This is a genomic window from Achromobacter sp. DH1f (assembly GCF_000633435.1).
In the GTDB taxonomy this organism is placed as follows: Bacteria; Pseudomonadota; Gammaproteobacteria; order Burkholderiales; family Burkholderiaceae_B; genus Achromobacter; species Achromobacter deleyi.
Genome location: NZ_AYMF01000023.1, coordinates 25140 through 50849 on the forward strand (window position 1 = coordinate 25140; position 25710 = coordinate 50849).

Genomic DNA, 25710 nt, shown 5'->3' on the forward strand with positions numbered 1-25710 from the left:
GCCGCGCGGCCAGGGGAAAGCGCGTAACATTCTGGCCTTGGGGCCGCCGTGAATGCACGGCTTGCGTGATTCAGGTCTGCATCAACGCCCCCGTTTCGCCTTTTCCGCAGTGTCCAAGATGACGATGTTTCCGCTGAATTCCTCTACGCCCCGTCCCGCGCTTTCCCGCCTTGCCTTCGTGACCCTCACGCACTCGGGAGGCCGGCCATGAGCGAGAGCGTCCGCCTGGCCAAGCGGCTGGCCACCGAACAATCGTGCTCGCGCGGCGACGCCGAACGCTATATCGAAGGCGGCTGGGTGGCCGTGGATGGCAAGGTGGTGGAAGAACCGGGCTTTCGCGTCGGCGCCAACCAGACGGTGAGTTTGCTGGCCGGCGCCAAGCTGGAAGACATGCGGCCGGTGAGCGTGCTGGTGCACAAGCCGGCGGGCCTGTCGGCATCCGACCCGCAGGAATCCGCACTGGACTTGATCGTGCCCGCCAACCTGATGCCGGGCGACCGCTCGGGCCTGCGTTATCTGAAGCGCATGTTCAACGGCCTGAAGCTGGCGACGCCGCTCGAGCGCGCAGCCAGCGGGCTGGTGGTGTACACGCAGGAATACGCGGTGTCGCGCAAGCTGATCGAAGAGGGCCGGCACGTCGAACAGGAATACATCGCCCAGGTGCGCGGCACGCTGGACGCGGCCGGCTTGGCGCGCCTGCAACGCGGCCTGGCCTACGAGGGCCGGCCCGCCACGCCGATGAAGGTCAGCTGGCAGAACGAAACCCACCTGCGCTTTGCGCTGAAGACGCCGGCGCTGGGGTTCATCGAATACGTCTGCGACACCGCCGGGCTGCAATTGCTGGGGCTGCGTCGCTTGCGTATTGGCCGCCTGCCGATGGCGGGGCTGGCGGTGGGGCAGTGGCGTTATCGGTTGGAATACGAGCGGTTCTAGGCCCTTCCAGGCCTCGAAAGACTTCAAGTGAATTCTCGGATAACTTCACGTGAATTCTCGAATGACTTCATGTGGTTTCTCGAATAGCTTCAAGTGGATTCTGGAATAACTTAGTGTTTGCATTAAGTTTATTGTTTAAGTAATTGATAAATAAGAATAAATAGAATTTAAAAGGACGCTGCATGCCCCGCTCGCCCGGCCGTTCGTCGCCCGCTTTCAACCCGCACCGCCGCAGCGTGTTGCGCGCGGTGGGCGCCATGGGCTTGTCGGGCCTGGCGCTGGCGGGCTGCGCCACCCGTTCGCCGGGCCGCGACGAAGGCGAGCAGACCGCACCCGGCGACTTGTCGGCCAGCCAAACGGGCCAATCCCTGTCCAACGCCGCTCCCCGGCGTGACGGCCCGGTACCGGCCTTGCGGCCCGGCGGCCGCGTGGCCATCGTGGCGCCCGCGTCGGCCGCCGATGGCGCGGCGTTCGAAGCAGCCGACTGGTTGCAGGCCCGGGGCTTCGAAGCCCAGATCATGCCCGCGGCGCTGACCCGCAGCGACGCACCGTTCGAGTACCTGGCCGGCGACGATGCCGCCCGGCTCAATGACCTGCACGCGGCGTTTGCCGACCCGGCGATTGGCGCGGTGTGGTGCCTGCAAGGCGGTTTCGGTTCGTGGCGCATTGCCGACAAGCTGGATTTCGGCCTGCTGCGCAAGCACCCCAAGCCCTTCATCGGCTATAGCGACATCACCGCGCTGCACCTGGCCATCCAGAAACAGGCCGGTTTCGTGACCTTTCACGGGCCGATGCTGGCGCAGGACTTGCTCGCCGGCAAAGCCGAACCCACCGCCAGCCACGTGCTGGCCATGGTGGGCGGGCAGATCGGGCAGGGCGCCTGGATCGATGCGCCTCCGGAATCGAACCCGGTGGTGCTGGCGCCCGGTGTGGCCACGGGCCGCCTGGTGGGCGGCAACCTGGCGCTGATCGCCGCGACCATCGGCTCGCGCCACGAGATCGCCACGCGCGACGCGATTCTGTTCATCGAAGACGTCAACGAGGCGCTGCCGCGCATCGACCGCCTGCTGTCGCAATTACGCGCGGCCGGTAAATTCGACCGCATCAAGGGCGTGCTGGTGGGCAATTTCACTCGCCTGGGGCTGCCGGGCGGCGATGCGGCGGGGCAGTTTCAGCTATTTCCGCTGTTGCAGGAACAATTCCAGGCGCGCGGCATCCCCGTGCTGGCGGCCTGGCCCAGCGGCCATGGCGATCCCAACCTGACGCTGCCCCTGGGGGCGCTGGTGACGCTGGATACCCAGCGCCGCGGGCTGCGGCTGGAGCAGCCGGTGGCGGTGTAGGCGCACCGGTATGGCCGGGTCAGCCGCCAAGGGTTGACCCGCGATGGCGCGTCGCGGCGGCACCGGCTTGGTGCCAACCCCCTTGCCGTGGCATTATTTTCATTCGCACCGCGTTTGCCGCGGCGGCATTTCCCTCCGTACGGCGCAACCTGCGCATCCCGCCAGGGCTTGGCACGCTAGTTGCTAGCAGTAACGTCACAGACGGTCATCAAGATAAGCGCAAAGCCGGCAGCTGCCCAAGACAGGCAGGGCCGGCGTGATCTTGCAAAGGAGACGTTCGTGAGGCATCTCGTCAAGCACGTTACCCGTTACCGCTATGCCGCGCCGGTCAGCTACAGCATCCAGACCCTGCGGCTGACGCCCCGGCTCGACGACCATCAGCGCGCCTTGCGCTGGCACATCCAGGCGCCCGGCGACATCCAGGCCCAGGTCGACGCCTACGGCAACGTGGCGCACACCCTGATCCTGAACCGGCGCCACCGCGAGGTCGAGATCCAGGTCACCGGCCAGGTCGAGATCGAACCGCGGGCCCAGGGCCACGTCGGTCAGGAAGACCACCGGCTGCCCGTGCACGTGTACTGCGTGCCCACCGCGCTGACCCACGGCGACGACGCCGTGCGCGGCTTCTCGGGCCGGGTGTTGCCGCGCGGCCTGTCCACCCCTGAAGATGCGTTGTCGCTGGCCGAAGCCATCTGCGACCGGGTGGTGTACGCCCCCGAGGACGAGACGGCGGGGGGCGAGCCTTCGGGCGCCGCCCAGGTGCTGGCGCTGGGACGAGGCGGCAGCCGCGACCAGGCCCATCTGTTCCTGGCCTGCGCCCGGGCCTGCGGCACCCCCGCGCGCTATGTCAGCGGCTACCTCTACACCCAGGAAGACCAGGCCGTGGCCCATGCCTGGGCCGACATCTGGCTGCCCGAGCCGGGCTGGGTCAGCGTGGACGTGACCCACCGCCGCTTTGCGTCGGACCGGCACTGCCGGCTGGCGGTGGCGCGCGACCATGATTCGGCCTCGCCGGTGCGCTGGCTGCACGGGCAGGGCGCGGACATGTCCACCCAGATTTCCGTGACGATGCAAGCCGGCGCCTGAACGCACGCGATTTCCCGCTTTCCCCATTTTTTGCGGCATTCAATCCGCGCCTGGCCGGGCGACCGATCACCGGCCAGGCGCGTTTCAGTATCCCGGCCCCAGGCCCGGTCTTCGGAGAAGGCAGTGACGATCCACGTAGCGCTCAAGCATGTGACGCAGTACCGATACGACCGGCTGGTGGGGCTGTCCGCCCAGGTGTTGCGGCTGCGGCCGGCGCCGCATAGCCGCACCCCGATCCTGTCGTATTCGCTGAAGGTCGAACCGGAAAACCACTTCATCAATTGGCAGCAGGACCCCTTTGCCAACTACCTGGCGCGGCTGAATTTTCCCGACAAGACCCGCGAATTCAAGATCACGGTGGACCTGGTCGCCGAAATGGCGGTGTACAACCCGTTCGATTTCTTCCTGGAACCGGGCGCCGAGGAATACCCGTTTGACTACGACGACGGGCTGGCCCGCGAACTGGCGCCGTACCGGGTGCGTGACGAGGCCACGCCGCGCTTTGTCGATTTTCTGGAACGGGTGGACGTGCGGCATCAGCGCACCGTGGATTTCCTGGTGGGCCTGAACCGCCAGATTCACCAGGAAATCAAGTACTTGATCCGCATGGAGCCGGGCGTGCAGACGCCCGAGGTGACGCTGACCCGCAACGCCGGCTCGTGCCGCGATTCGGCCTGGCTGCTGGTGCAGGCGCTGCGCCACCTGGGCCTGGCGGCGCGTTTCGTGTCGGGCTACCTGATCCAGCTCAAACCCGACGTGAAGGCGCTGGACGGCCCCGGCGGCGCGGAAAGCGACTTCACCGACCTGCACGCCTGGTGCGAGGTCTACCTGCCCGGCGCGGGCTGGATCGGGCTGGACCCGACCTCGGGCCTGTTGGCGGGCGAAGGGCACATTCCCCTGGCCGCCACGCCCGAGCCCGGCAGTGCGGCGCCGGTGACGGGCGCGGTGGACGAGGCCGAGGTCGAATTCACCCACACCATGGAAGTGACGCGCATCTTCGAATCGCCGCGCGTGACCCAGCCGTATTCCGATGACCAGTGGCAGGCGATCCGCGACCTGGGCCTGCGCATCGACGACCGGCTGGACCAGATGGACGTGCGCCTGACCATGGGCGGCGAGCCGACCTTTGTGTCGGTCGAGGACCGCGAAGGCGCCGAATGGAACACCGCGGCGCTGGGGCCGACCAAGCGCGGCTATGCCGTGGCACTGTTGAACCGGCTGCGCGAACGCTACGGCGCCAACGGCTTTCTGCACTTCGGCCAGGGCAAGTGGTATCCGGGCGAACAACTGCCGCGCTGGGCGCTGTCGATCTACTGGCGCGAAGACGGCCAGGCCTGCTGGCAGGACCCGGCGCTGTTCGCCGACGAACGCGAACGCAGCCGCTACGGTGCCGCCGACGCGCGCCGCTTCATGGGCGCGCTGTGCGCGCGGCTGGGGCTGGGTGATGAATACATCGTGCCGGGCTACGAGGACGTCTTCTATTACCTGTGGCGCGAGCGCCGCCTGCCGGTCAACGTCGACCCATTCGATTCGCGGCTGGACGACGAGATGGAACGCGCGCGCCTGCGCCGCGTGTTCGAGGCCAGGCTGGACAGCGTGACGGGCTATGCGCTGCCGGTGCGCCGGGGCGACGGGCCGGATCTGGACGGACCAACCTGGGTGTCCGGCCCCTGGTTCCTGCGCGATGAACGCATGTATCTGTTCCCGGGGGATTCGCCCATGGGCTACCGGCTGCCGCTGGATTCGCTGCCCTGGGTGGCCGAGGCCGATGCGCCGGTGCTGCTGGAGCGCGATCCGTTCGAGGCGCGGCGGGCGTTGCCGGCCGCGGCGCCGCTGCGGATGCAGCCGTGGACCGGAGGGGCGGCGGGCAGGGACGCCGGCCAGGGCAACGGTCCGCGCGGGAACGGACAGGCGGCCACGGGCCAGGCAGGCGATGCCAGCCCGGCCACGGGCACTGACCCGAACGGCAACGCCGGCCGCAGCCCCGACAAGTTCGAGTCCGCCGCCTGGGTCACCCGCACGGCGCTGTGCGTCGAGGCCCGCGCCGGGGTGCTGTACATCTTCATGCCGCCCTTGCAGCGCCTGGAGGACTACCTGGACCTGGTGATGCAGGTGGAGGCCACCGCCCGCGACCTGTCGGTGAAGATCGTGATGGAAGGCTATCCGCCCCCGCGCGATCCGCGCTTGAAGGTGCTGCAGGTCACCCCCGACCCCGGCGTGATCGAGGTCAACATCCACCCGGCGTCCAACTGGACCGAACTGGTGGACCATACCGAATTCCTCTACCAGGCGGCGTTCGAGACGCGCCTGTCGACCGAGAAGTTCATGGCCGACGGCCGCCATACCGGCACCGGGGGCGGCAACCATTTCGTGCTGGGCGGCAAGACGCCGGCCGACAGCCCGTTCCTGCGCCGCCCCGACGTGCTGGCCAGCCTGTTGGCGTACTGGGTCAACCATCCGTCCTTGTCGTACCTGTTTTCGGGGCTGTTCATCGGCCCGACCAGCCAGGCGCCGCGCATCGACGAGGCCCGCAACGATCAGGTCTACGAGCTGGAACTGGCCTTCCAGGAAATCCACAAGCGCTGCCGGGAGCAGGGCGCCCAGGTGCCGCCCTGGATGGTGGACCGGGCGCTGCGCAACATTCTGGTGGACGTGACGGGCAACACCCATCGGTCTGAATTCTGCATCGACAAGCTCTATTCGCCCGACGGCCCCACGGGCCGGCTGGGCCTGTTGGAGCTGCGCGCCTTCGAAATGCCGCCCCACGCCCGCATGAGCCTGGCGCAGCAGTTGCTGCTGCGCGGGCTGGTGGCCCATTTCTGGAAAACCCCCTATACCGCCGGGTTGACCCGCTGGGGCACCGAACTGCACGACCGCTTCCTCTTGCCGGCTTTCGTGAAGATGGATTTCGCCGATGTGATGGCCGATCTGAACGAGGCCGGCTATGCCTTTGACGCGGCCTGGTTCGCGCCGCATTTCGAGTTCCGCTTTCCGCTGTTCGGCGACGTGGCCGCGCGCGGCATCCACCTGGAACTGCGCGGCGCGCTGGAACCCTGGCATGTGATGGGCGAAGAAAGCTCGTCGGCGGGCGCGGTGCGCTATGTGGATTCGTCACTGGAACGGCTGGAAGTCCGGGTGACCGGGCTGAACGGCAGCCGCCACGTGGTCACCGTCAATGGTCGCACGCTGCCGTTGCAGCCGACCGGCACGGTGGGCGAGTACGTGGCCGGGGTGCGCTACAAGGCCTGGTCGCCGCCGTCGGCGCTGCATCCGACCATCCGCGTGCACGCGCCGCTGACCTTCGACATCGTCGACACCTGGAACCAGCGGTCGCTGGGCGGCTGCCGCTACCACGTGGCGCATCCGGGCGGGCTGAACCCCGAGAGCTTCCCGGTCAATGCCTACGAAGCCGAAAGCCGCCGCCTGGCCCGTTTCGAAAGAATCGGCCATACGGCGGGCCGGCTGGACCCCGAGCCGGCCCGACCCAGCCGGGAATTTCCGTTCTCGTTGGATTTAAGGCACGATTGACGCCTCTGGTCACCCGATTTCGACGCGCATGCCGCAATTTCTCTTCCAGACGGACCCGTCCCAGGACGCGGTCTCGCTGGCAGTCCACGCCGCCCTGGCCGCCCGGCCGGGGCACTATGACGAACTGCGGGCGCCGGCCGACGCGCCCGGCGCCACCCGGTTGCGCGACCCCTGGCCCCGGTTCTTCGAACTGCTGGGCACCGACGGCTTTGCCGACCTGGACCGCCGCGCCGACGGCGTGGCCCGGCAGATCCGCGAAAACGGCATCACCTACAACATCTACGCCGACGCCAACGGCCCGACCCGGCCGTGGTCGCTGGACCTGCTGCCGTTCATCATCGACGACCAGGACTGGGCCACGATCGAGCAGGGCCTCTCGCAGCGCGCGGCGCTGCTCAACCGGGTGCTGGCCGACGTCTACGGCACGCAGGAACTGCTGCGCGAAAACCTGCTGCCTCCGGCCCTGGTGCAGGGCCATCCCGGCTACCTGCGGCCGCTGCGCGGGTACCTGCCGCCGGGCGGCACCTACCTGCACATTGCCGCGTTCGACCTGGCGCGGGCCAGCGACGGCGGTTGGCGGGTGGTGTCGCAGCGCACCCAGGCGCCGTCCGGGCTGGGCTACCTGCTGGAAAATCGCCTAACCGTGTCGGGCCTGTTTCCCGAGGCCTTCAAGGAACTGCGCGTGCAGCACCTGGCCAGCAGCTACCGCCGGCTGATGGACATGCTGTACCGCCTGAGCCCGGCGGCGGCCCCCGGCACCGCCCGCATCGTGCTGCTGACCCCCGGCCCCTACAACGAAACCTATTTCGAGCAGACCTACCTGGCGCGCTACCTGGGCGTGACCCTGGTGGAAGGCAGCGACCTGGTGGTGCGCGACAACCTGCTGTTCCTGAAAACGCTGCACGGGCTGGAACGGGTGCACGCGGTGCTGCGGCGGCTTGACGACGATTTCTGCGACCCGCTGGAGCTGCGGTCCGACTCTACGCTGGGCGTGCCCGGGCTGCTGCAGGTGATGCGCGCCGGCAACGTGCTGGTGGCCAATTCACTGGGCACGAGTTTCCTGGAATCACCGGCCATCAATGGCTTTCTGCCCGCCATCAGCCGCCGGCTGCTGGGGCAGGACCTGCTCTTGCCGTCGCTGCCGTCGTGGTGGTGCGGCGAGGCCGCGGCGCGCGAACAGGTGCTGGCCGACCTGCCGGGGGCGGTGGTCAAGGCCACGTACCCGGGGCATGCTCGCGGCGGCTTCGAGCCGGTGATCGGTGGCGCGGTGTCGCCGGCCGAGCGCGACGCGCTGCGGACCCGCATTGCCGAGCAGCCGGACGCCTACACCATCCAGCAGTACCTGCCGCTGTCGCAGGCGCCGACCTGGGCGGCGGGCCACATCGTGCCACGCGCGGCCATGCTGCGGGTCTTTGCCATTGCCGACGGGGCGGGGGGGTGGCACATGCTGCCGGGCGGCCTGACCCGCATCGCCAGCCGCGAGCAGCAGATCGTGTCGATGCAGCGCGGCGGCAGCAGCATGGATACGTGGGTCACCACCCGCGGGGCGGTCGATACGTTTTCGATGCTGCCGGCCAAGCTACGGCCCGAAGACCTGGCCCACAGCCACCGGCCGGTATCCAGCCGCGCGGCCGAAAACCTGTTCTGGATGGGGCGCTACACCGAGCGCGCCGAAAACGACGTGCGCCTGGCGCAGGTGACGCTGACCTGGCTGAACAGCGACGACGACAACGCCCGCGACCTGTTCGAGGCCGTGTCCACGCTGTGCCGGCGCAGCGGCCTGATGCCGCTGGCACCCACCTTGTCGGTGCGCATGTTCGAACACACCCTGGTGGCCGAGCTGGCCGCCGATGGCGGCGGGCTGGCGCGCAACCTGGCCGCGCTGTCGTTTGCCGCGGGCCAGATCCGCGACCGCCTGTCGCCCGACCACTGGCGCCTGGTGGTCACGGCCGCCGGCTGCCTGGAAGGCCTGGCGGTCGACCCGCAGGCGGCCCTGGCGGACGAAGGCTTCGCGGTGTCCGCGCCCGACGTGGTGGCGGCCCTGAAACGCCTGGGCACGCAGCTGTCGGCCATCACGGGGTCGCAGACCGACCGCATGACGCGCGACGATGGCTGGCGCCTCTTGACCCTGGGCCGCCAGCTGGAACGCCTGTGCGCGATGGCCAATCTGCTCAGCGCGCTGTTCCGGCGCAACGCGGTGCTGGGCGACAGCGCCTTTGGCCTGCTGCTGGACCTGTTCGACAGCACCATTACCTATCGCGCCCACTACCCGGGCCGCCAGGAAATTCCCGCCTTGCTGAACCTGCTGGTGCTGGAACCGGCCAACCCGCGGTCCATCGCCTGTGTGCTGGGCGTGCTGCGCAAGGAACTGGCGCGCCTGCCGGGGGCGGCCGACGGCCCCGGCGCGGCGCTGGCCGACCTGTTGCCCGTGCTGGCCGAGGGCGGCGCGGCAGGCACGGCGCTTGCGGCCTTGTGCGAACGCGACGGCCAGGGCCGCTACCAGGCCTTGCTGGACCTGGCCGCGCAGCTCGATGCCGCCGCCAGCGCCTTGTCCAACGACATCAGCCGCCGCTATTTCAGCCATGTGTCCGTCCGCGACCAGACGCTGACGGCGTGACCGCGATGTTGCCACCAGAACCGTTGCTGCCCGATCGCTGCCGACTGACCCCGAGACCGCCGCCATGACCTTGCCCGACTCGTCCGACGCGTCCCAGACCCTGGGTGTCAGCCACGTCACCGCTTACCGCTACGAAGCGCCCGTGGAACTGGCCCACCACCTGTGCTACCTGCGGCCGCTGCACGACGCCTGGCAGCAGGTGGACGACTACACGCTGGCCATCACCCCCGCACCGGCCGACTACGCGGAATCGCTGGACGTCTTCGGCAACCGCCGCGCCACTTTTGCGTTGTATGCGCCGCACGAGGCGCTGACGGTGCGCGCCACCAGCCAGGTCACCGTACGCCCGCGCTTTGACGGCCTGGACCCGGCGGCCACCGCCCCCTGGGAGGCCGCGGCCGAACGCCTGCGCTACGACGCGGGCGCCGACTACGCGCCGGAGGGCGAATTCGTGTTTCCGTCGCCCTACGTGCCGCTGCACGGCGAACTGCGCGACTACGCGCTGGTGTCGTTCACGCCGGGCCGGCCGATTGCGCTGGCGGCCATCGACCTGATGCATCGCATCCATCACGATTTCACCTACGATCCGGCCCATACCCAGGTGTCCACCCCCATCCTGGATGCGTTTCGCCAGCGGGCCGGGGTGTGCCAGGATTTCGCCCACGTCATGATCGGCTGCCTGCGCGCCATCGGCCTGCCGGCGCGCTATATCAGCGGCTACCTGATGTCGCAACCGCCCCCGGGCCGTCCGCGCCTGATCGGGGCCGATGCGTCGCATGCCTGGGTGTCGGTGCATTGCCCGGGCTTGGCGGCCAACGGCGGCTGGCTGGACCTGGACCCCACCAACGACCTGGTGCCGGGCGTATCTCACGTGGTGCTGGCCCAGGGCCGCGACTATGGCGACGTGACGCCGCTGCGCGGGGTGATCCGCGGCGGCGGCCATGAATTGCGTGTGCAGGTCACGGTGGCGCCGTTGGCGGAATTCCCGACCGAGCCGGCGCCGCCCTTGTTTCCGGAGGCCGACGCATGACCTATTTCTTCGATGCCCTGCGGCGCCAGCTCAGCACGCCCGGCCGCCAGCGCCAACGCCCGCGGCACGCCCGCGCCAAGGCGTTCCAGTGCGTCTGCGGCCAACAGATCTTCTTTGGCAATACCGAATGCCTGAACTGCCACCGGGCGCTGGGTTTCGACCCCAAGCGCGGCCACGTGCTGGCGCTGGACCCGGGCAAGACGGAAGGCGTGTGGGCCGAAGCCGGCCGGGTGCGGGGCAGGGCCTTCAAGCGCTGCGGCAACTTCGCCACGCCGGCCCTGTGCAACTGGCTGCTGCCGGCCACGTCCGCCGAGTCGCTCTGCCTGGCGTGCAGCCTGAACCGCACCATTCCCGACCTGTCGATCGCCGAGAACGGCCCGCTCTGGTTCAAGGTGGAAGCCGCCAAGCGCCAGCTGATCGCGCAATTGATGACGCTGGGCCTGCCGATCCGGCGCTCGCAAGAGCCGGGTGACGGCGGCCTGGCGTTCGACCTGCTGGCCCCGGGGCCGGACGGCGCGCCGTTGCTGACCGGGCACAACCAGGGCCTGATCACCATCAATATCCTGGAAGCCGACGACGCCTACCGGGTGCAGGTGCGTGAATCCATGCATGAACCTTATCGCACGCTGCTGGGGCATTTTCGCCACGAGATCGGTCATTTCTACTGGGACCAGCTGGTGGCCGGCGGCGACTGGCTGGAACCCTTTCGCCAACTGTTCGGCGACGAACGCGCCGACTACGCCCAGGCGCTGCAGCGCAATTACGAACAGGGGCCGCCCGCCGACTGGGCGCTGCACTTCATCAGCACGTACGCGTCGTGCCATCCCTGGGAAGACTGGGCCGAGACCTGGGCCCACTACCTGCACATGATGGATACGCTGGACACCGCCATCAGCTTTGGCGTCACGCGCATGGCGGTGGAGCAGGCCTACGAGCCCTTTACCCGGATATCGCTGTACGACCAGGACGACCCCGAGGGCCAGGGCTTCCTGGACCTGGTCAATGCCTGGGTGGCGCTGACCGGGGTGCTCAACGAGCTGTCGCGCAGCATGGGGCAGCGCGATTTCTACCCCTTCGTGCTGCCGGGCGAGGTGGTGGGCAAGCTGCAGTTCGTGCACCGGGTGGTCAAGGGCGCGGCGCGCTGAAAGGCTGGTGGCCCCGACCGCCCGGATCCGTCCAGGCGCCGGGCAGGGTTCAGATCCGCCGCGCCTGCCACTCGCCCTTGCCGGCGGCGCTGCCGCTGATGGTGGTGCCGTTCACTTCGCCCGTGTAGCGCACGCCGTCGGCCGTGAACGAGATCGTGCGGCCGTCCATGCGGGCGTCCGAAATCTCGCTGGACCCCAGCTTGCCGGTCAGCCTCTGGTACTGCTGTTCCAGCCGCAGCGTCTGGCCGGCCACGTCCCATTGGCCGTCGACCTTGGCCGGCACGATCCACAGCAAGGCGTTGCAGTAGGTCTGGCAGGCCTCGGTGATGGTCTCGGACGCATCCGGCTCCCAGTCGCCCATGCGGAAGGTGTTGGACACGATGCGGGTGCCCGGTTCCAGTTGCAGCAGCCGGGGGCGCAGCTTTTCGTTGATGGTCGACAACAGGAACATGGTGATCACGTCGGCCTGCGACAGGTCGGTCTCGAACAGGTCGGCCACCTCGAAGGTGGCGCGGCTGGCCACGCCGGCCTGGGCCGCGTTGCTGCGCGACAGCGTGACCAGGTCCGGGTTGTATTCGATGCCCTTGGCGGTCAGGCCACGCTGGGCGGCGGTGATGACGGTGCGGCCGTCGCCCGAGCCCAGGTCCATCAGGCGGTCCTGCGGGGTGACGGCGGCCATGTCCAGCATCTTGTCGACCAGGGTCTGGGGCGTGGGCACCCAGATGACGTCCTTGCCCTCCTGGCCCACGTCGGGCACATAGGCGTCGGACTTGGCCTCGGGGGTGGCGGCGACCGATTTCGCAGGGGTGACAGGCAGGGCGGCCGGCCCGGCGGCGCGGGCCTCGGCCAGGACGGCCAGGGACAAGGCCAGCGCCAGCGCGGATGCCATGACGGTGCGGCGGCGGACGGGCGATAGGAAAGCGTGGGCACGTTGCATGGTGAAGACTCCTGGGGCTAGGGAAGGGGGCTTGCCGGCTTGAGCACCCGCAGCATCGGCACGCCCGCGGCCAGCACGGCCAGGCCGATCAGCGCACCGGCGCCGGCATAGGCCGCGCTGGAATACACCAGCCCGGCGCAGGCCAGCGCCAGCAGCGCGGGGGTCAAGGGATACAGCGGTACGCGAAACGGCCGCGGGCGGTCGGGGTCGCGCCGGCGCAGGCGCCAGACGGACGCAGCCACCAGCAGCATGAACAGCCAGAACACCGGCGCGGTATAGGCCACCATGGCCTGCACGCTGTTCTGGCTGAAGGCGCCCACGGCCAAGAGGGCCAGCGTGATCACGCCCTGGGCCAGCAAGGCGCTGACGGGGGTTTCGTTGCGGTCGTTCCAGCCGGCCAGGGCCCGCAGGCGCGGCACGTCGCGGCCCAGCGCGTAATACACCCGCGCCCCGGTGATGATGGTGCCGTTGATGGTGCTGAGCGCCGTGGCGCAGATGACCAGGCTCAGCAACGCCGCCGCATAGGGGCCGGCCGCCAGCTGCATGACGGCCGCGCCCAGGGCCGGCGTGTCGCGCAGGCCTTGCAGGCCGAACAGTTCCAGCAACGCCAGGTTGGTCAGCAGGTACGCCCCGGTCACCACCGCGGTGCCGATCAGCAGCACCCGCGCCATGTTGCGCCCGGGGTTGCGCAGTTCGCCGCTGAGGTAGGCCGCTTCGTTCCAGCCGCCGTAGGTGAGCAGCACGAACACCATGCCCATGCCCATCAGGCCGGCAGCATTGCCGGTCAGGGGCGCCGGCACGGGCGAGACGGGAGACTGGGTGAAGAGGGCGGCGGTCAGCACGGTCGCCAGCGCGGCCAGCGTCAGCAGGGTGAACAGCCATTGCAGGCGCTTGGAATGGCGGGTGCCGGCCACGTTCAGGGCCGTCAGCGCCACCACCGACAGGGCCGCGTGCGCCGTTGCGCCGTGAGTGCCCAGGGGTAACAGCTGCTGGGCGTAGTCGCCATAGATGAAGGCCACGACCGCGATGGCGCCGGTCTGGATGACGGTGCAGCGGGCCCAGGCGAACAGCAGGCCGACTCGAGGCCCCCAGGCGCGCGACAGGTACAGGTATTCGCCGCCCGCGCCGGGGTAGGCCGCGCCCAGCTCGGCGTAGCACAGCGCGCCCACCAGCATCACCAGCCCGCCGGCTAGCCAGAACGCCAGGTACATGGCTTCGGACGAGGCATGCTGCGCCACCAGCGGCGGAAAGCCGAAGATACCGATGCCGATCACCACGCCGACCAGCACCACGGTGGCGTCCATGACCGACAGTCCGGGCGGCCCCAACGCCCCCGCCGCCGCGCCGCCGCCCTGCGCGCCGGCTGCACTGGGGCTGTGGCGCATGGGGCGGGTGACAGGCGGCATGGAATTCTCCCGGTAGGTCGCCGACGCGCGGGCACGCGGCCGGCCAGACGAGTACGGCCAGACAAAAAGTCTGACAAGTCCAATAGTCTGACAATTAGCTGAATAAAGAGGGACCCCCGTCGGCCAAGGAAAGTTTCTACGGGATTTCCCGTAGGGGTGGTCAACGCAGGCGGTAACCGCTAGGCTGGCGGCCATGAATATTTCGCTGCGTGTCATGTCACCGTCCTGGTTCCCGCCAGGGCGTTCCGCGCCGGGTCGTTACGGGGCGGCCAGAAGGGTTGCGGCCTTGGGCGTCTTGGGGCTGGCGGCGGGCGGCAGCCTGGCGCAGGCTCAGGCCGTGGGGGCCGCGGCGGCATCAACGCCAGCGATGTCAGCTGCTCCCGTTGCCGCCGCCGCTCCACCGGCCGCGCCTTTCACCGGCTACCAGGCCTTCTACGAATCCCTGGGCGGCAACCTGTTCCCGGGCGATGGCGTGCCTTTGGCGCAGGCCTGCACCGACACGCCGCGCCATTGCCTGTGGGTCAACGCGATGACCGTCGCCGTGCGGCGCTACTCGGCGACCCAATGGATCGCGCCGGGGGAATTGGACATGGACCCGCCCAAGGGCACGCCGGGCATCGGCTTCGATGGAAAGTCCTTGTCGATCGGCGATCGGCGCTGGCGACTGGCGCAGGGAACAGATTTGGCGATGACTGGCCCGGGCCGCGCCGCATCGGCCACTGAGTTGGGCAAAGGCGCTGCCGCCAAGGTCTCGCAGCCAGCCATCGCCGCCATCGACCCGGAAAACCTCGCCCAGGTCGCCGTCTGGCGGCGGCCGGGATGGGCCTGCGTGGAACTGCATTTCAATGCCAGCGGCCGGGGCGGGCGCTATCCGCAGGTGCTGGTGGCGCAGGGCAGCCGCCTGTATGCGCTGCCGCGCCTGTTCTCGGCCTGCGCCGCCGTGCGCGAGGCGCCGGGGCAGGGGTTCAGCTACCCCGTCAATACCTATCTGGGGGCGGGCGGCGAGGCGGAACCCGACGGCTTGCAGGTGGACTACCTGCTGCCCGACGGCAAGACGCGCGTCGGCCAGTATCGGTTGCGTTATCTGCAACCGGATAACGTCTATCTGTTCGAGGCCGTGCCGCAGGACCGCCCGCGCTAGGTGTCCTGCCGCGCCGGCTTGATCCGGGACGGCACGTCGTCCAGGTCGCTGCACACGGCCAGCACTTCGGCCGGCTTCTTGCTCAGCGACAGGTACACGTGGCCGATGCCGCTGTCGAAATAGGCGGATTCCAGCTTGTCCAGCACCACGCTGTCGCCGTTTTCGAACTGGATGCGCACCTTGCCCGACAGCACCAGGGCGAATTCCTGGCCGGGGTGGCGGATGTAGTCCTCGAATTCCACGACCTCGCGCGCGTCGATCAGCGCCACCATGGGCATCATCTTCTTGCCCGGGTACTCGCCCATCAGCAGGCGGTAGTGGTAGTTGTCGGTGACGTAATCGCGCGCGTCGCGCAGCGTGTTCTTGACGAACGTGGGCGCCTGGGCCGCCTGCGAGGCATCGCGCAGCATGAACATGCGCGTCATGTCGATGCCCAGGGCGCGGGCCAGCGCGGCGAATTTCTCGTAGCTCAGGGCAATCTGCCCCAGCTCGGCCTTGGACAGGGTCGACACCGCGATGCCGCTGGCCTGCGATAGCGCCTGCAGCGTCATTTTCCGCGCCTTGCGCTCGGCGCGCAGGCGGGCGCCCATTTCTTCCTTGCCCACGATGTCGGGCGGGGGCGTATTGCGGGGTGGGGCCATGTAGCGGTCTGGCGTCTAGGGTTTGGAGGCGTATCGCGGATTGTAAGGGTTGGCGCGGTTCAGACGGCAGTCAGGGCGGGCAGCTCCGGCGGCGGTTCAGTCGGCAGGTCAGTCAGCAGTTCAGGCCGCGGTACGGGCCAGCACCCGGCCGGTGTGCTGGCCGGTGAACGCCTGGTCCTGCCACACCGCCACGCCGTTCACGTACACCGAATGGATGCCGGCGGCGCGTTCGGTGGGGCGTTCGAACGTGGCGGTGTCGGCCACCGTGGCTGCGTCGAACACCACCAGGTCGGCGTAGTAGCCCGGCTGCACCTGGCCGCGCTGCGCCAGGCCGAAGCGGGCGGCGGTCAGGCCGGTCATCTTCCACACGGCGGTTTCCAGCGGGAACAGGCCCAGGTCGCGCGAATAGTGGCCCAGCACGCGGGGAAAGGTGCCCCACAGGCGCGGGTGGGGGCGCTCGTCATGCGGCAGCCCGTCGGACCCGATCATCGTGGGGCCGAACGCCAGGATGCGCTGCACGTCGGGCTCGTCCATCATGAAATAGATGGCGCCGGCCGGTTGCAGGTCGGGCACCACGTCGAATTTGGACTTGCCGCGTTCGGCGGCTACTTCGTCGAGGTCGCGTCCGCTCAGTTCGGGAAAGGGCTTGCACCAGGTGATGACGGTGCGCCCGGCCAGCAGCACGCGGTCCTGCTTGAGCATGGTGGACCCGGCCACGTAGGGGTAGGCGTCCAGCGACACGTCCTGGCGCGCCATGGCGGCTTCGATCAGCGGCAGCGTTTCGCGCGAACGGCCGAAGTTGGGCTGCCCCATGACCTTGTGGTGCGAGATCACGACCGGCACGTCCAGCTCGCGGCCGATGCGGAAGGTTTCTTCCAGGGCTTCGACGACATGCTCGCCTTCGTCCCGCATATGGGTGGCGTACACGCCGCCATGGGTGTGCAGCGGCCGGCAGACCTCGATGATCTCTTCGGTGGTGGCGTGGGCCGCGGGCGGGTAGAACGTGCCGGTCGAGATACCGATGGCGCCGCTGGCCATGGCTTCTTCGGCCAACGCCTGCATGGCCTGGATCTCGGCGGGGCTGGCGGCGCGGTGCAGGTCCGGCATGACGGCGGCGCGCAGGGTGGAATGGCCGACCATGCAGGCCGCATTGACGGCGGCCGGCGTGGCGCGCAGCGCGGCCAGGTAGTCGGCGAACCGCGTGAAGTGGTACGAGCCGCCTTCGTCCAGCAGGTCCAGCGGCGGGGGCGGGGTGGCGTGCGTCAGCGGCGCCAGGCTGATGCCGCAGTTGCCGGTGACCACGGTGGTGACGCCCTGCGAGATCTTGGGCGTCATGTGGCGGTGCTTGAGCAGGTAGTTGTCGTCGTGCGTGTGCGAATCGATGAAGCCGGGCGCCACGATCTGGCCCGACACGTCGACGCGCCGGTGCGCGGCGGCGCCGGCCAGGTCGCCCACGGCGGCAATGCGGTCGCCGCGCACGCCGACGTCGGCGCGCCGGCCCGGGGAGTTGCTGCCGTCGATGACGGTGCCGCCGGCAAGAATCAGGTCAAAGGGCTGGGTGTCGGGGTGGGACATGGAAGGCTCCGGCTGAAGGGGGGCGCGATCTCTATATAGGGAGGGTCGTCGACGTCAGGACTGGGCGGCGAAGTGGCACGCCACCTCCTGGTCGGGTCCGACCAGGCGCGGGGCGGGCGTTTCTTCGGCGCAGCGCGCCTGGGCCATCGGGCAGCGGGTGCGGAACGCGCAGCCGGACGGCGGCGCCAGCGGGCTGGGAATTTCGCCTTTCAGCACGGCCACAGGGGCGCGTTCGCCCCGGCGGGCCGACGGTACGGCCGCCAGCAGCGCTCGGGTGTACGGGTGCGCCGGCTGGTTGAACACCGCGTCGCGGCTGCCGGTTTCGACGATCTTGCCCAGGTACATCACGGCCACGCGGTGGCTGATGTGGCGCACCACGCTCAGGTCGTGCGAAATGAACACATAGGTCAGCCCCAGGTCGCGTTGCAGGTCCATTAACAGGTTGATCACCTGCGCCTGCACCGACACGTCCAGCGCCGACACCGGTTCGTCGCAGACGATCAGGCCGGGGTCCAGCGCCAGGGCGCGCGCGATCACGATGCGCTGGCGCTGGCCGCCCGAGAATTCGTGCGGGTAGCGGTCGGCGGCATCCGGCCGCAGGCTGACGCGGGCCAGCAACTGCGCCACGCGTTCACGGATGGCGCCCTGGCCGTGGCCGAAATTGCGCAGCGGCTCGCCGATGATGTCGCGCACCCGCATGCGCGGGTTCATCGACGAAAACGGGTCCTGGAAAATGAACTGCATGCGCTGGCGCATGGCCCGCAGCGCGCGGCTGTTCATGTCGGCCAGGTCCGCGCCTTCGAGCAGGATGCGGCCTTCGGTGGGGTCGGTCAGGCGGATCAGGCACTTGCCGGTGGTGGACTTGCCGCAGCCGGATTCCCCCACCAGGCTCAGCGTTTGGCCGCGCGCAACCGACAGCGATACGCCATCCACGGCCCGCAGCACGCGGCCGCCTTCGACGGCAAAGTGCTTCTTCAGGCCTTCGACCTGCAACAGCGGCGGGGCCGATGGGGGCGAGTTCGAGGCGGGCGAAGACATGGCGGACGCAGACACGTCCGGCGCAAGCGGTGCATCGTGCAGGTTCATCGCGCTTCTCCCGTCATCATCGCCACCGGTTCTTCCAGCCGCGCCCAGCACCATACCCGGTGGCGTTCCCCGGCCGCGACCTCTGGCGGCGTCTCATCGGTGCAGCGCGGCAACGCCTGCGGGCAGCGCGCCGCAAAGGCGCAGCCGCGCGAGTCCGGCGTCATCACCGGCACGATGCCGGGCAATTCCGCCAGCCGCGCCGTATGGTCCTGGCCGTCGACAAAATCAGGCAGCGACCGGATCAACGCCTGGGTATAGGGATGCGCGGCGTGGTCCAGGATGTCGTCGACCGGGCCTTCCTCGACCTTGCGCCCGGCATACATCACGATGACGCGCTGGCACATCTGCGCCACCACGCCCAGGTCGTGCGTGATCAGCACGATGGCGGTGCCCAGCCGCGCCTGGATGTCGCGCAGCAGGTGCAGGATCTGCGCCTGGATGGTGACGTCCAGCGCCGTGGTCGGTTCATCGGCGATCAGTACCTTGGGCTGGCAGGCCAGCGCCATCGCGATCATGGCGCGCTGGCGCATGCCGCCGGACAGCTGGTAGGGATATTCACGCACCCGCCGGGCCGGGTCCGAAATCTGCACCAGTTCCAGCAAGGCCTCGGCCTGTTTCAAGGCCTGCCGTTTGGTCAGACCCTGGTGCAGCATCAACGATTCGCTGATCTGCCGGCCCACGGTGAACACCGGGTTCAACGACGTCATCGGTTCCTGGAAAATCATCGACACCTGGTTGCCGCGGATCGCCCGCATGGTTTTCTCGGGCAGGGCCAAGAGGTCGCGGCCTTCGAAGTCGACGCGGCCGCGGGCCACCCGGCCCGGGGCGCGCAGCAGCCGCATGATGGACAGCGACGTGACGCTCTTGCCGCAGCCGGATTCGCCGACCAGGCCCAGGGTTTCGCCCGGCATCAGGTCGAACGACAGGCCGTCCACCGCCACGACCGTGGTCTCGTCGCCATCGAAACAGGTGGTCAGGTCATGCACTTTGAGTACGGGATCGGATCGCATGGCGGCTCCTAGATCTTTTTCGCCAGGCGCGGATCGAGCATGTCGCGCAGCCCGTCGCCCACCAGGTTGACGGCCAGCACGGCCACGCCCAGGAACAGGCCCGGATACAGGATGATGTGAAACGCCACCGCCACGAAATTGCGGCCCTCGGCCATGATGTTGCCCCAGCTGGGCGTGTGCGGCGGAATGCCCACGCCCAGAAAACTCAGCACGGCCTCGGTCAGGATGGCGGACGCGGCGATGAAGGTGGCCTGCACCATCAGCGGCGCGAACAGATTGGGCAGGATGTGGCGCAGCAAAATGGCGGGCACGCGCGTGCCGGACGCCACCGCGGCTTCAATGTAGGGTTGCTCGCGGATCGTCAGCACCAGCGCGCGCACCAGCCGCACCACGCGGGGAATTTCCGGCACCACGATCGCCACGATCACCGTGCCCAGCCCGCCTTTCAGGGTGGCCATCAGCGCAATCGCCAGCAGCACGCCGGGGATGGCCATCAGGCCGTCCATGATGCGCATGATCAGCGCATCCAGCCGGCGAAAATACCCGGCCAGCATGCCCAGCAGCACGCCGCCCACGGTGGCCGCCAGCGCCACCACCACGCCCACCAGCAGCGAGATCCGCGCGCCCCAGACGGTGCGCGAATACACGTCGCGGCCCAGCGCGTCGGTGCCGAACAGGTGTTCGGCCGACGGCGGCTTCATGCGCGCCATCGGGTTGATGTCCTGCGGGTCGACGGTGGCCAGCCAGGGCGCGGCCAGCGCCATCAGGGCCAGGGCCACCAGGATGGCGCAGCCGACGTACAGCATGGGATGGCGCCGCAGCGACCGGGCGGCGCGGCGCCAGCGCGGTCGGGCAACAGCCAGGGGCAGGGTAGCGGTGGTCATGGGTGGCCCCTTTCAATAACGGATGCGCGGGTCGAACAGGCGATAGCTCAGGTCGACCAGCAGGTTGATCAGCACGTAGATGCCCGAGGCCACCAGCAGCACGCCCTGGATCACCGGGTAGTCGTGGCGCAGCACGGCGTCGATGGTCAGGCGGCCCAGGCCGGGAATGGCGAACACGGTCTCGGTGACCACCACGCCGCCGATCAGCAGCGCCACGCCCACGCCGATGGTGGTGACGATGGGGTTGGCGGCGTTTTTCAGCGCATGCCAGACGACCGGGCCGGCCGACAGGCCCTTGGCCCGGGCAGTGCGGATGTAGTCTTCGGACAGCGCTTCGAGCATGGTGGCGCGGGTCATGCGCGTCAGCAGCGCGATGTACACCAGGCCCAGCGACAGGCACGGCAGCACCAGGTGCCGCAGATACGGCACCAGCCCGTCGGCCAGCGGTTTGTAGCCCTGCACCGGCAGCCAGCCCAGCTTGATCGAAAAGCCATACACCAGGCAGTAGCCGATCAGGAATACCGGCACCGAAAACGCGCACACCGCGCCCACCATCACCAGCCGGTCCAGCAGCCGGCCGGCATGCCAGGCGGCCAATACGCCCAGCGGCACGGCGATCAGCACGGCAAACAGCATGGTGAAGGCGGCAATCGACAGCGTCGGCCCCAGGCGCTGGCCGATCAGTTGCGCCACCGGCATCTGGGTGGCGATGGACGTGCCCAGGTCGCCGGTGGCCAGGTGCCCCAGCCAGATGCCGAATTGCTGCAGCAGCGGCTTGTCCAGCCCCAGGTTCTGGCGGATCTTTTCCACGTCGTCGGCCGTGGCGTTGTCGCCCGCGATGACCGCCGCCGGGTCGCCCGGCGACAGGTGGATCAGCATGAACACCACGACCGCGACCACGGCCATGACGGGTATGACGGCCGCAACGCGGCGCAGGATGTATTTCACGGTGGCTATCCCCCTGGCGGACGGCCGGACGCGCAAGGCGCCCGGGTGCCGCTTGTTCGCTTGTCCGATACGCCGGCCGCTACGGCTTTTCCACGTTCCACATCACGGGGATGCCGGTCTTCATCAACTCGGTGTGTTTCAGGCCGCGCACGGCCGATACCGGCTTGAATTCGCCCCACATCACGTACGGCACCGTCTGGTAGGCCCGCGCTTGCAGCTGCGCGGCAATCTCCTTGCGCCTGGCGGCGTCGGTTTCCTGGATCCATTGGGTGCGCAGCGTGTCCAGTTCCTTGTCGCAGGGCCAGCCCGGCAGGCTGTTGCCGCAGGCGGCCGACAGCCACGGGTTGGTGACCGGCGTGCTGGCGTCGAAATAGCCGCCCCAGGTCAGGAACACGTTCCAGCCGCCCTGGGCGGGCGGGTCTTTCTTCAGGCGGCGCGCCGCCAGCGAGGCCCAGTCCATCGATTGCAGGTCGACATTGATGCCGGCCTTTTTCATGTTCTGCGCCATCACCATCACCGCCGGGGCGCTGATGTGGTCGGTGGGGTACAGCAGCACCACCTTTTCACCCTGGTAGCCGGCCTCTTGCAGCAATTGCTTGGCGCGGGCCAGGTCGGTCTTGGCGTAGGGCGCGGCGCCCGCGTCGGTGGCCAGCGGCGAGCCGCAGATGTACAACGTGGGGCAGTAGTCCACCCGGTACTTCTCGGGGTAGCCGATGGCCGACACCATTTCCTTCTGGTTCACCAGGTAATATAGCGCCTGGCGCGCCTGCGGCTTGTCGAACGGCGGGTGCAGCGCGTTCACGATCACCATGCCCTGCGAGGCCACGGACGTGCTCAAGGTGATGTCGGGATTGCTTTCCAGCACCGGCAGGAAATCCGGCGTGGTCTGCTCGATCATGTCGACTTCGCCATTCATCAGCGCGGCGGTGGCCGTGTTGCCGTCGGGGATGTAGATCCATTCCACCCGGTCGACCTTGGCCACCTTGCCGCCCGCCAGCCCGTCGGCGGGTTCTGCGCGCGGCACGTAGGCCGGGTTCTTCACGTACACCACCTTGTTGCCGGGCACCCATTCATCGCGCTTGAAGAGAAACGGGCCCGAACCCACCATCTCGGTGACCTGGGTGTTCGGGTCGGTCAGCGCCAGCCGCTTGGGCAGGATGAACGGCGGCATGCCCGACGGCTTGGCCAGCGCGTCCAGTACCAGGCCGAACGGCTGCTTGAGCGTCAGCGTGAAGGTATCGGCGCTGGTGGCGGCCAGTTCGGCGCCCGCGGCCATCATCGCCTGGCCCAGCGTGTCTTTCTTGGCCCAGCGCTGCAGCGAAGCCACGCAGTCTTCGGCGGTGACCGGCGTGCCGTCATTGAATTTCAGGCCGGGCCGCAAGGTGAAGGTCCAGCGCTTGCCGTCGGGCGAGGTGGTCCAGCTTTGCACCATCTGCGGCTTGGGCTGGCCATGACTGTCCTGCGCGAACAGGGTGTCGAACACCATGTAGCCATGGTTGCGCGTGATGTAGGCGGTGTTGAACAGCGGGTCCAGCGTCTTCAGGTCGGCGTGCGGCACCATCCGCAGCGTGGTTGGCTTGGGCTGGGCCTGGGCCTGCGGCGCGGTGGCCGCGCCCAGCGCCAGCAGGGCGGCTGCGCCCAGCAGGCTGAAACGTTTCATCATGGTCATCCCCTTGGTCTTGTCGGCCGCCGCCTGCGTGGGCGGCGGCTGTGATGTCAGCGATTGAAGGCATCAGCCCGTGAAGGGCCATTTCGGCAGCTTGCGCTTGGTGAAGGGCAAGGCGTTCAGGTCGTTGGTGATGGCGCCCGGCGTTTCCACATAGATGACGTGGCGGCCCACCTTCGAGTACGAGGCATAGAAGTGCTGCGACGATTTCACGATGATCAGCTTCATCGCGTTCAGGTCGACGCCGAACTGGGTGAACAGGTCGGTGTCCATGGCCTGGATGCGGTTGGTGGTCAGCACGATCGTCACCCCCTGGCAGAGCACCACGGCCACGTCGCCCAGCAAGGCCGGCGTGCCCGCCAGCCCGGTCATGACGGCATCGCGCTTGAGCGCCACGATCTCGCCTTCCACGTCCAGGGGTTGCCCCGACACCGGCGCGACCTTGCCGCCGATGCGCAGCTGGATGCGCGCACCCTGGCCCGCCTCGAAACAGAGCAGCACGGCCACCGGGTCCCAGAACGGGCCGGTGGCCACGTCGCGGATGCCGCGCGCCAGCACCCGGTCCAGGATGAAGGTCGCGTCGCTAGGCGCGCCGCCGCCGGCGTTGTCGGCCGAGTCGGCCAGCACCACCGGAAAAGCGTCCCGCGCCAGCGCCTGGTCCAGCGCCTCGTCGGCGCCGGGGTAGGGGGGGGCAAGGCGGTCGCGGAAACCGATCAGTTCTTCGCCCAGGGCCTTGGCCAGCGCGTCCGCCTGGCCTTGGTCGCCGTCGGTATAGACCAGCACCTTGGACCCCATGTCCGGCGTGTCGCCCCACGGAAAGCCGTGGGCGATGGACACCGACAGCACGCCTTCCTTGCCTTCCATGGCCAGCAGGCGGTCGACGAAGCTGCGCATGGGTTCGCGGCTGGTGTGCATGATCGAGATCATGTTGCAGTCGAACACCGCGCGGGTGGGCTTGATGCGGCCTTCGGCGCGCGCCACGCACAGGTCCACCAGGTCGTAGGCGCGGTCCAGGATGTCGGTGTGCGGGTATTCCTTGAAGCACACCAGGAAGTCGGCGCTTTGCACCATGGTGTCGGTCAGGTGGCAGTGCGGGTCCAGCTCGGCGCCAATGACCGTGTCCGGGCCGACGATGTCGCGGGCCCGGCGCAGCAGGTCGCCTTCGCAGTCGTCGTAGCCGTCGGCCACCATGGCGCCATGCAGGCCGAACAGGGCGATGTCCACCTTGCCGGCGCGGCGCAGGTCGTCCAGCAGCTCGTCGCGCAGGGTTTCGTAGGCGTCGCGGGTGGTGATGCCGGCCGGGGTCGCGCCCGCCGTCATGCCCTCGACCAGCGTCCAGTCCTTGCCCTGGGCGCGCTGGCGCGCCGCCCACAGCGGCCCCGAGAACATCTGCATGCGATCCGGGTGCTGGCCGGCGGGGTAATAGCCGCGGGCCCGGTAGGCCGACAGACCGGTCGGGATGGGGGAAAAGGTGTTCGTTTCGGTCGCCAGGGACCCGGAAAATATCTTCATGCAACCGCTCCGCTCGAAAAGGGATGAAGGGGATACAACGGGGACTGCGTTCAGCGCAAGCGCTCGGGGCGTACCGCGTGGGCATCCACCCCGTGCGCCTGTAAATGGGTGGGTACGGGCTGGTGAGTCAAAAGCGCCGCGGCCAGTTCAGACGTCGCGGCGGCCGTCTGGATGCCGTAGCCGCCCTGGGCCGCCAGCCAGAAAAAGGCGGGCGCATCGGCGTCCCAGCCCACCACGAAATCGCCGTCGCGCACGAACGAGCGCAGGCCGGCCCAGGTGTGTTTGGGGCGCCGGATGGTCATCGAGGTGGCCGCTTCGATGCGGTAGATGCCCGTGGCCACGTCCAGTTCTTCAGGCATGACATCGTGCGCGGCCACCGGGTCGGCGTTGGCGGGCGAACCCAGCAACTGGCCCGCGTCCGGCTTGAAGTAATAGCTTTCGTCCACGCCCACCACCGCCGGCCAGTGCGAAAAATCCACGTCGGCCGGGCCGGCAAAGGTAAAGGCGGTACGTCGGCAAGGCTGCAGGCCCACCGGCCGGGCGCCGCACTGCGCCGCGGTCTGGTCGGCCCAGGCGCCCGCAGCGTTGACCACCACCCGCGCCCGCAGCGTGGCGCCGCCCGCCAGCGTCAGCGTCCAGATGCCGTCGTCAAAAGACGCCGCCGTCAGTTCGGCCTGGTTGCGCAGCACCGCGCCCTGGCGCGCCATGCCGCGCAGGAACCCCTGGTGCAGCGCATGCACGTCGATGTCGCGGGCGTCGGGTTCCTCGATGGCGCCGCAGAGCTGGTCGCCGCGCAGACAGGGCACCCGCGCCACGGCCTGGTCGGCGTCGATCAGCGTCACGTTGGGCGACTGGCGGCGGAAATCGTCGAACACGTCGTGCAGCAGGTTGCGCTGTTCAGGCGTGGCGATGTACAGCACGCCGCGCGGATGCAGCAGCGGATGGTCCGCAAAGCCCTGTGGCGGCTGTTCGTAGAACGCGCGGCTGGCGCGGGTCAGCGCCTTGATCTGGGGCGTGCCGTAGGTTTCCATGAACATGGCCGCCGAGCGGCCGGTCGAGTGGTAGCCCGGCTGGGCTTCGCGTTCCAGCACCGCCACGGAAGCCGCCGCGCTCAGGCGGTAGGCCACGGATGCCCCGGCGATGCCGGCGCCGATCACGGCGTAGTCGTACAGCGTGTCTGTCGTCATGTTTGTCGGAAGCGAGAATTCTCTTATTTGATAATTCT

The 25710-nt window shown here is 68.8% G+C and carries 19 protein-coding genes; 8 read left to right on the forward strand and 11 right to left on the reverse strand.

Features of this window, described 5'->3' with window-relative positions; genetic code table 11:
- The first annotated feature begins 207 nt into the window (after positions 1-207).
- The 7 genes from U858_RS0118175 to U858_RS0118205 all read left to right on the forward strand — a co-directional run bounded on the left by U858_RS0118175 (position 208) and on the right by U858_RS0118205 (position 11679).
- Complete coding sequence (locus tag U858_RS0118175; RefSeq protein ID WP_025138578.1) at positions 208-933, forward strand: RNA pseudouridine synthase; 726 nt, start codon at positions 208-210, stop codon at positions 931-933.
- Positions 934-1115: 182 nt separating this feature from the next.
- Positions 1116-2273, forward strand: a complete 1158-nt coding sequence (locus U858_RS0118180; protein ID WP_025138579.1) for an LD-carboxypeptidase — start codon at positions 1116-1118, stop codon at positions 2271-2273.
- Between the two features lie 279 nt (positions 2274-2552).
- Positions 2553-3359: a transglutaminase family protein gene (locus U858_RS0118185; RefSeq protein ID WP_025138580.1), complete on the forward strand. Its 807-nt coding sequence runs from the start codon at positions 2553-2555 to the stop codon at positions 3357-3359.
- Positions 3360-3482: 123 nt separating this feature from the next.
- Positions 3483-6887, forward strand: a complete 3405-nt coding sequence (locus U858_RS0118190; protein WP_025138581.1) for a DUF2126 domain-containing protein — start codon at positions 3483-3485, stop codon at positions 6885-6887.
- Positions 6888-6915: 28 nt separating this feature from the next.
- Positions 6916-9504, forward strand: coding sequence for a circularly permuted type 2 ATP-grasp protein (locus U858_RS0118195; RefSeq protein ID WP_025138582.1), 2589 nt, complete (start codon positions 6916-6918; stop codon positions 9502-9504).
- A gap of 64 nt (positions 9505-9568) precedes the next feature.
- Entirely contained in the window at positions 9569-10534 is a 966-nt protein-coding gene (locus U858_RS0118200; protein ID WP_025138583.1) for a transglutaminase family protein, read from the forward strand.
- Complete coding sequence (locus tag U858_RS0118205; RefSeq protein WP_025138584.1) at positions 10531-11679, forward strand: putative zinc-binding metallopeptidase; 1149 nt, start codon at positions 10531-10533, stop codon at positions 11677-11679. The genes U858_RS0118200 and U858_RS0118205 overlap by 4 nt, the downstream gene beginning before the upstream one ends.
- A gap of 49 nt (positions 11680-11728) precedes the next feature.
- On the opposite strand, the gene U858_RS0118210 is transcribed toward U858_RS0118205, so the two are convergent.
- Positions 11729-12616: a cyclopropane-fatty-acyl-phospholipid synthase family protein gene (locus tag U858_RS0118210; protein WP_081821646.1), complete on the reverse strand. Its 888-nt coding sequence runs from the start codon at positions 12614-12616 to the stop codon at positions 11729-11731.
- Positions 12617-12633: 17 nt separating this feature from the next.
- Positions 12634-13920, reverse strand: coding sequence for an APC family permease (locus tag U858_RS0118215; RefSeq protein ID WP_025138586.1), 1287 nt, complete (start codon positions 13918-13920; stop codon positions 12634-12636).
- A gap of 469 nt (positions 13921-14389) precedes the next feature.
- On the opposite strand from U858_RS0118215, the gene U858_RS0118220 reads away from it, so the two are divergent.
- A complete protein-coding gene (locus U858_RS0118220; RefSeq protein WP_025138587.1) occupies positions 14390-15163 on the forward strand; it encodes a hypothetical protein in 774 nt (257 codons plus the stop codon).
- On the opposite strand, the gene U858_RS0118225 is transcribed toward U858_RS0118220, so the two are convergent.
- The 9 genes from U858_RS0118225 to U858_RS0118265 all read right to left on the reverse strand — a co-directional run bounded on the left by U858_RS0118225 (position 15160) and on the right by U858_RS0118265 (position 25672).
- Complete coding sequence (locus U858_RS0118225; RefSeq protein WP_025138588.1) at positions 15160-15804, reverse strand: helix-turn-helix domain-containing protein; 645 nt, start codon at positions 15802-15804, stop codon at positions 15160-15162. The genes U858_RS0118220 and U858_RS0118225 overlap by 4 nt on opposite strands.
- A 120-nt stretch (positions 15805-15924) precedes the next feature.
- A complete protein-coding gene (locus U858_RS0118230; protein ID WP_025138589.1) occupies positions 15925-17379 on the reverse strand; it encodes an amidohydrolase family protein in 1455 nt (484 codons plus the stop codon).
- 54 nt (positions 17380-17433) lie between these two features.
- Positions 17434-18465 carry an ABC transporter ATP-binding protein gene (locus U858_RS0118235; protein WP_025138590.1) on the reverse strand — a complete coding sequence of 344 codons (1032 nt, stop codon included), beginning with the start codon at positions 18463-18465 and terminating at the stop codon, positions 17434-17436.
- A complete protein-coding gene (locus tag U858_RS0118240; RefSeq protein WP_025138591.1) occupies positions 18462-19475 on the reverse strand; it encodes an ABC transporter ATP-binding protein in 1014 nt (337 codons plus the stop codon). The genes U858_RS0118235 and U858_RS0118240 overlap by 4 nt, the downstream gene beginning before the upstream one ends.
- A gap of 8 nt (positions 19476-19483) precedes the next feature.
- Positions 19484-20359, reverse strand: coding sequence for an ABC transporter permease (locus tag U858_RS0118245; RefSeq protein WP_025138592.1), 876 nt, complete (start codon positions 20357-20359; stop codon positions 19484-19486).
- Between the two features lie 12 nt (positions 20360-20371).
- Positions 20372-21307 (reverse strand): ABC transporter permease, encoded by a 936-nt coding sequence (locus U858_RS0118250; protein WP_025138593.1) that lies wholly within the window; start codon positions 21305-21307, stop codon positions 20372-20374.
- A gap of 79 nt (positions 21308-21386) precedes the next feature.
- The gene (locus tag U858_RS0118255; RefSeq protein WP_025138594.1) at positions 21387-22970 is read right to left on the reverse strand and encodes an ABC transporter substrate-binding protein; all 1584 of its coding nucleotides are present in this window, start codon (positions 22968-22970) and stop codon (positions 21387-21389) included.
- Positions 22971-23039: 69 nt separating this feature from the next.
- Complete coding sequence (locus U858_RS0118260) at positions 23040-24485, reverse strand: M81 family metallopeptidase (protein WP_025138595.1); 1446 nt, start codon at positions 24483-24485, stop codon at positions 23040-23042.
- Positions 24486-24535: 50 nt separating this feature from the next.
- Positions 24536-25672, reverse strand: coding sequence for an FAD-binding oxidoreductase (locus U858_RS0118265; protein ID WP_025138596.1), 1137 nt, complete (start codon positions 25670-25672; stop codon positions 24536-24538).
- Positions 25673-25710 lie beyond the last annotated feature (38 nt).

Excerpts from the sequence above, each read along its gene's own strand:
- U858_RS0118235 (WP_025138590.1), bottom strand. The coding sequence starts at position 18,465 with ATGAACCTGCACGATGCACCGCTTGCGCCGGACGTGTCTGCGTCCGCC.
- U858_RS0118195 (WP_025138582.1), top strand. The coding sequence starts at position 6,916 with ATGCCGCAATTTCTCTTCCAGACGGACCCGTCCCAGGACGCGGTCTCG.
- U858_RS0118225 (WP_025138588.1), bottom strand. The coding sequence starts at position 15,804 with ATGGCCCCACCCCGCAATACGCCCCCGCCCGACATCGTGGGCAAGGAA.
- U858_RS0118175 (WP_025138578.1), top strand. The coding sequence starts at position 208 with ATGAGCGAGAGCGTCCGCCTGGCCAAGCGGCTGGCCACCGAACAATCG.
- U858_RS0118180 (WP_025138579.1), top strand. The coding sequence starts at position 1,116 with ATGCCCCGCTCGCCCGGCCGTTCGTCGCCCGCTTTCAACCCGCACCGC.
- U858_RS0118255 (WP_025138594.1), bottom strand. The coding sequence starts at position 22,970 with ATGATGAAACGTTTCAGCCTGCTGGGCGCAGCCGCCCTGCTGGCGCTG.
- U858_RS0118220 (WP_025138587.1), top strand. The coding sequence starts at position 14,390 with ATGTCAGCTGCTCCCGTTGCCGCCGCCGCTCCACCGGCCGCGCCTTTC.
- U858_RS0118205 (WP_025138584.1), top strand. The coding sequence starts at position 10,531 with ATGACCTATTTCTTCGATGCCCTGCGGCGCCAGCTCAGCACGCCCGGC.
- U858_RS0118210 (WP_081821646.1), bottom strand. The coding sequence starts at position 12,616 with ATGCAACGTGCCCACGCTTTCCTATCGCCCGTCCGCCGCCGCACCGTC.
- U858_RS0118200 (WP_025138583.1), top strand. The coding sequence starts at position 9,569 with ATGACCTTGCCCGACTCGTCCGACGCGTCCCAGACCCTGGGTGTCAGC.
- U858_RS0118230 (WP_025138589.1), bottom strand. The coding sequence starts at position 17,379 with ATGTCCCACCCCGACACCCAGCCCTTTGACCTGATTCTTGCCGGCGGC.
- U858_RS0118265 (WP_025138596.1), bottom strand. The coding sequence starts at position 25,672 with ATGACGACAGACACGCTGTACGACTACGCCGTGATCGGCGCCGGCATC.
- U858_RS0118215 (WP_025138586.1), bottom strand. The coding sequence starts at position 13,920 with ATGGACGCCACCGTGGTGCTGGTCGGCGTGGTGATCGGCATCGGTATC.
- U858_RS0118260 (WP_025138595.1), bottom strand. The coding sequence starts at position 24,485 with ATGAAGATATTTTCCGGGTCCCTGGCGACCGAAACGAACACCTTTTCC.
- U858_RS0118240 (WP_025138591.1), bottom strand. The coding sequence starts at position 19,475 with ATGCGATCCGATCCCGTACTCAAAGTGCATGACCTGACCACCTGTTTC.
- U858_RS0118245 (WP_025138592.1), bottom strand. The coding sequence starts at position 20,359 with ATGACCACCGCTACCCTGCCCCTGGCTGTTGCCCGACCGCGCTGGCGC.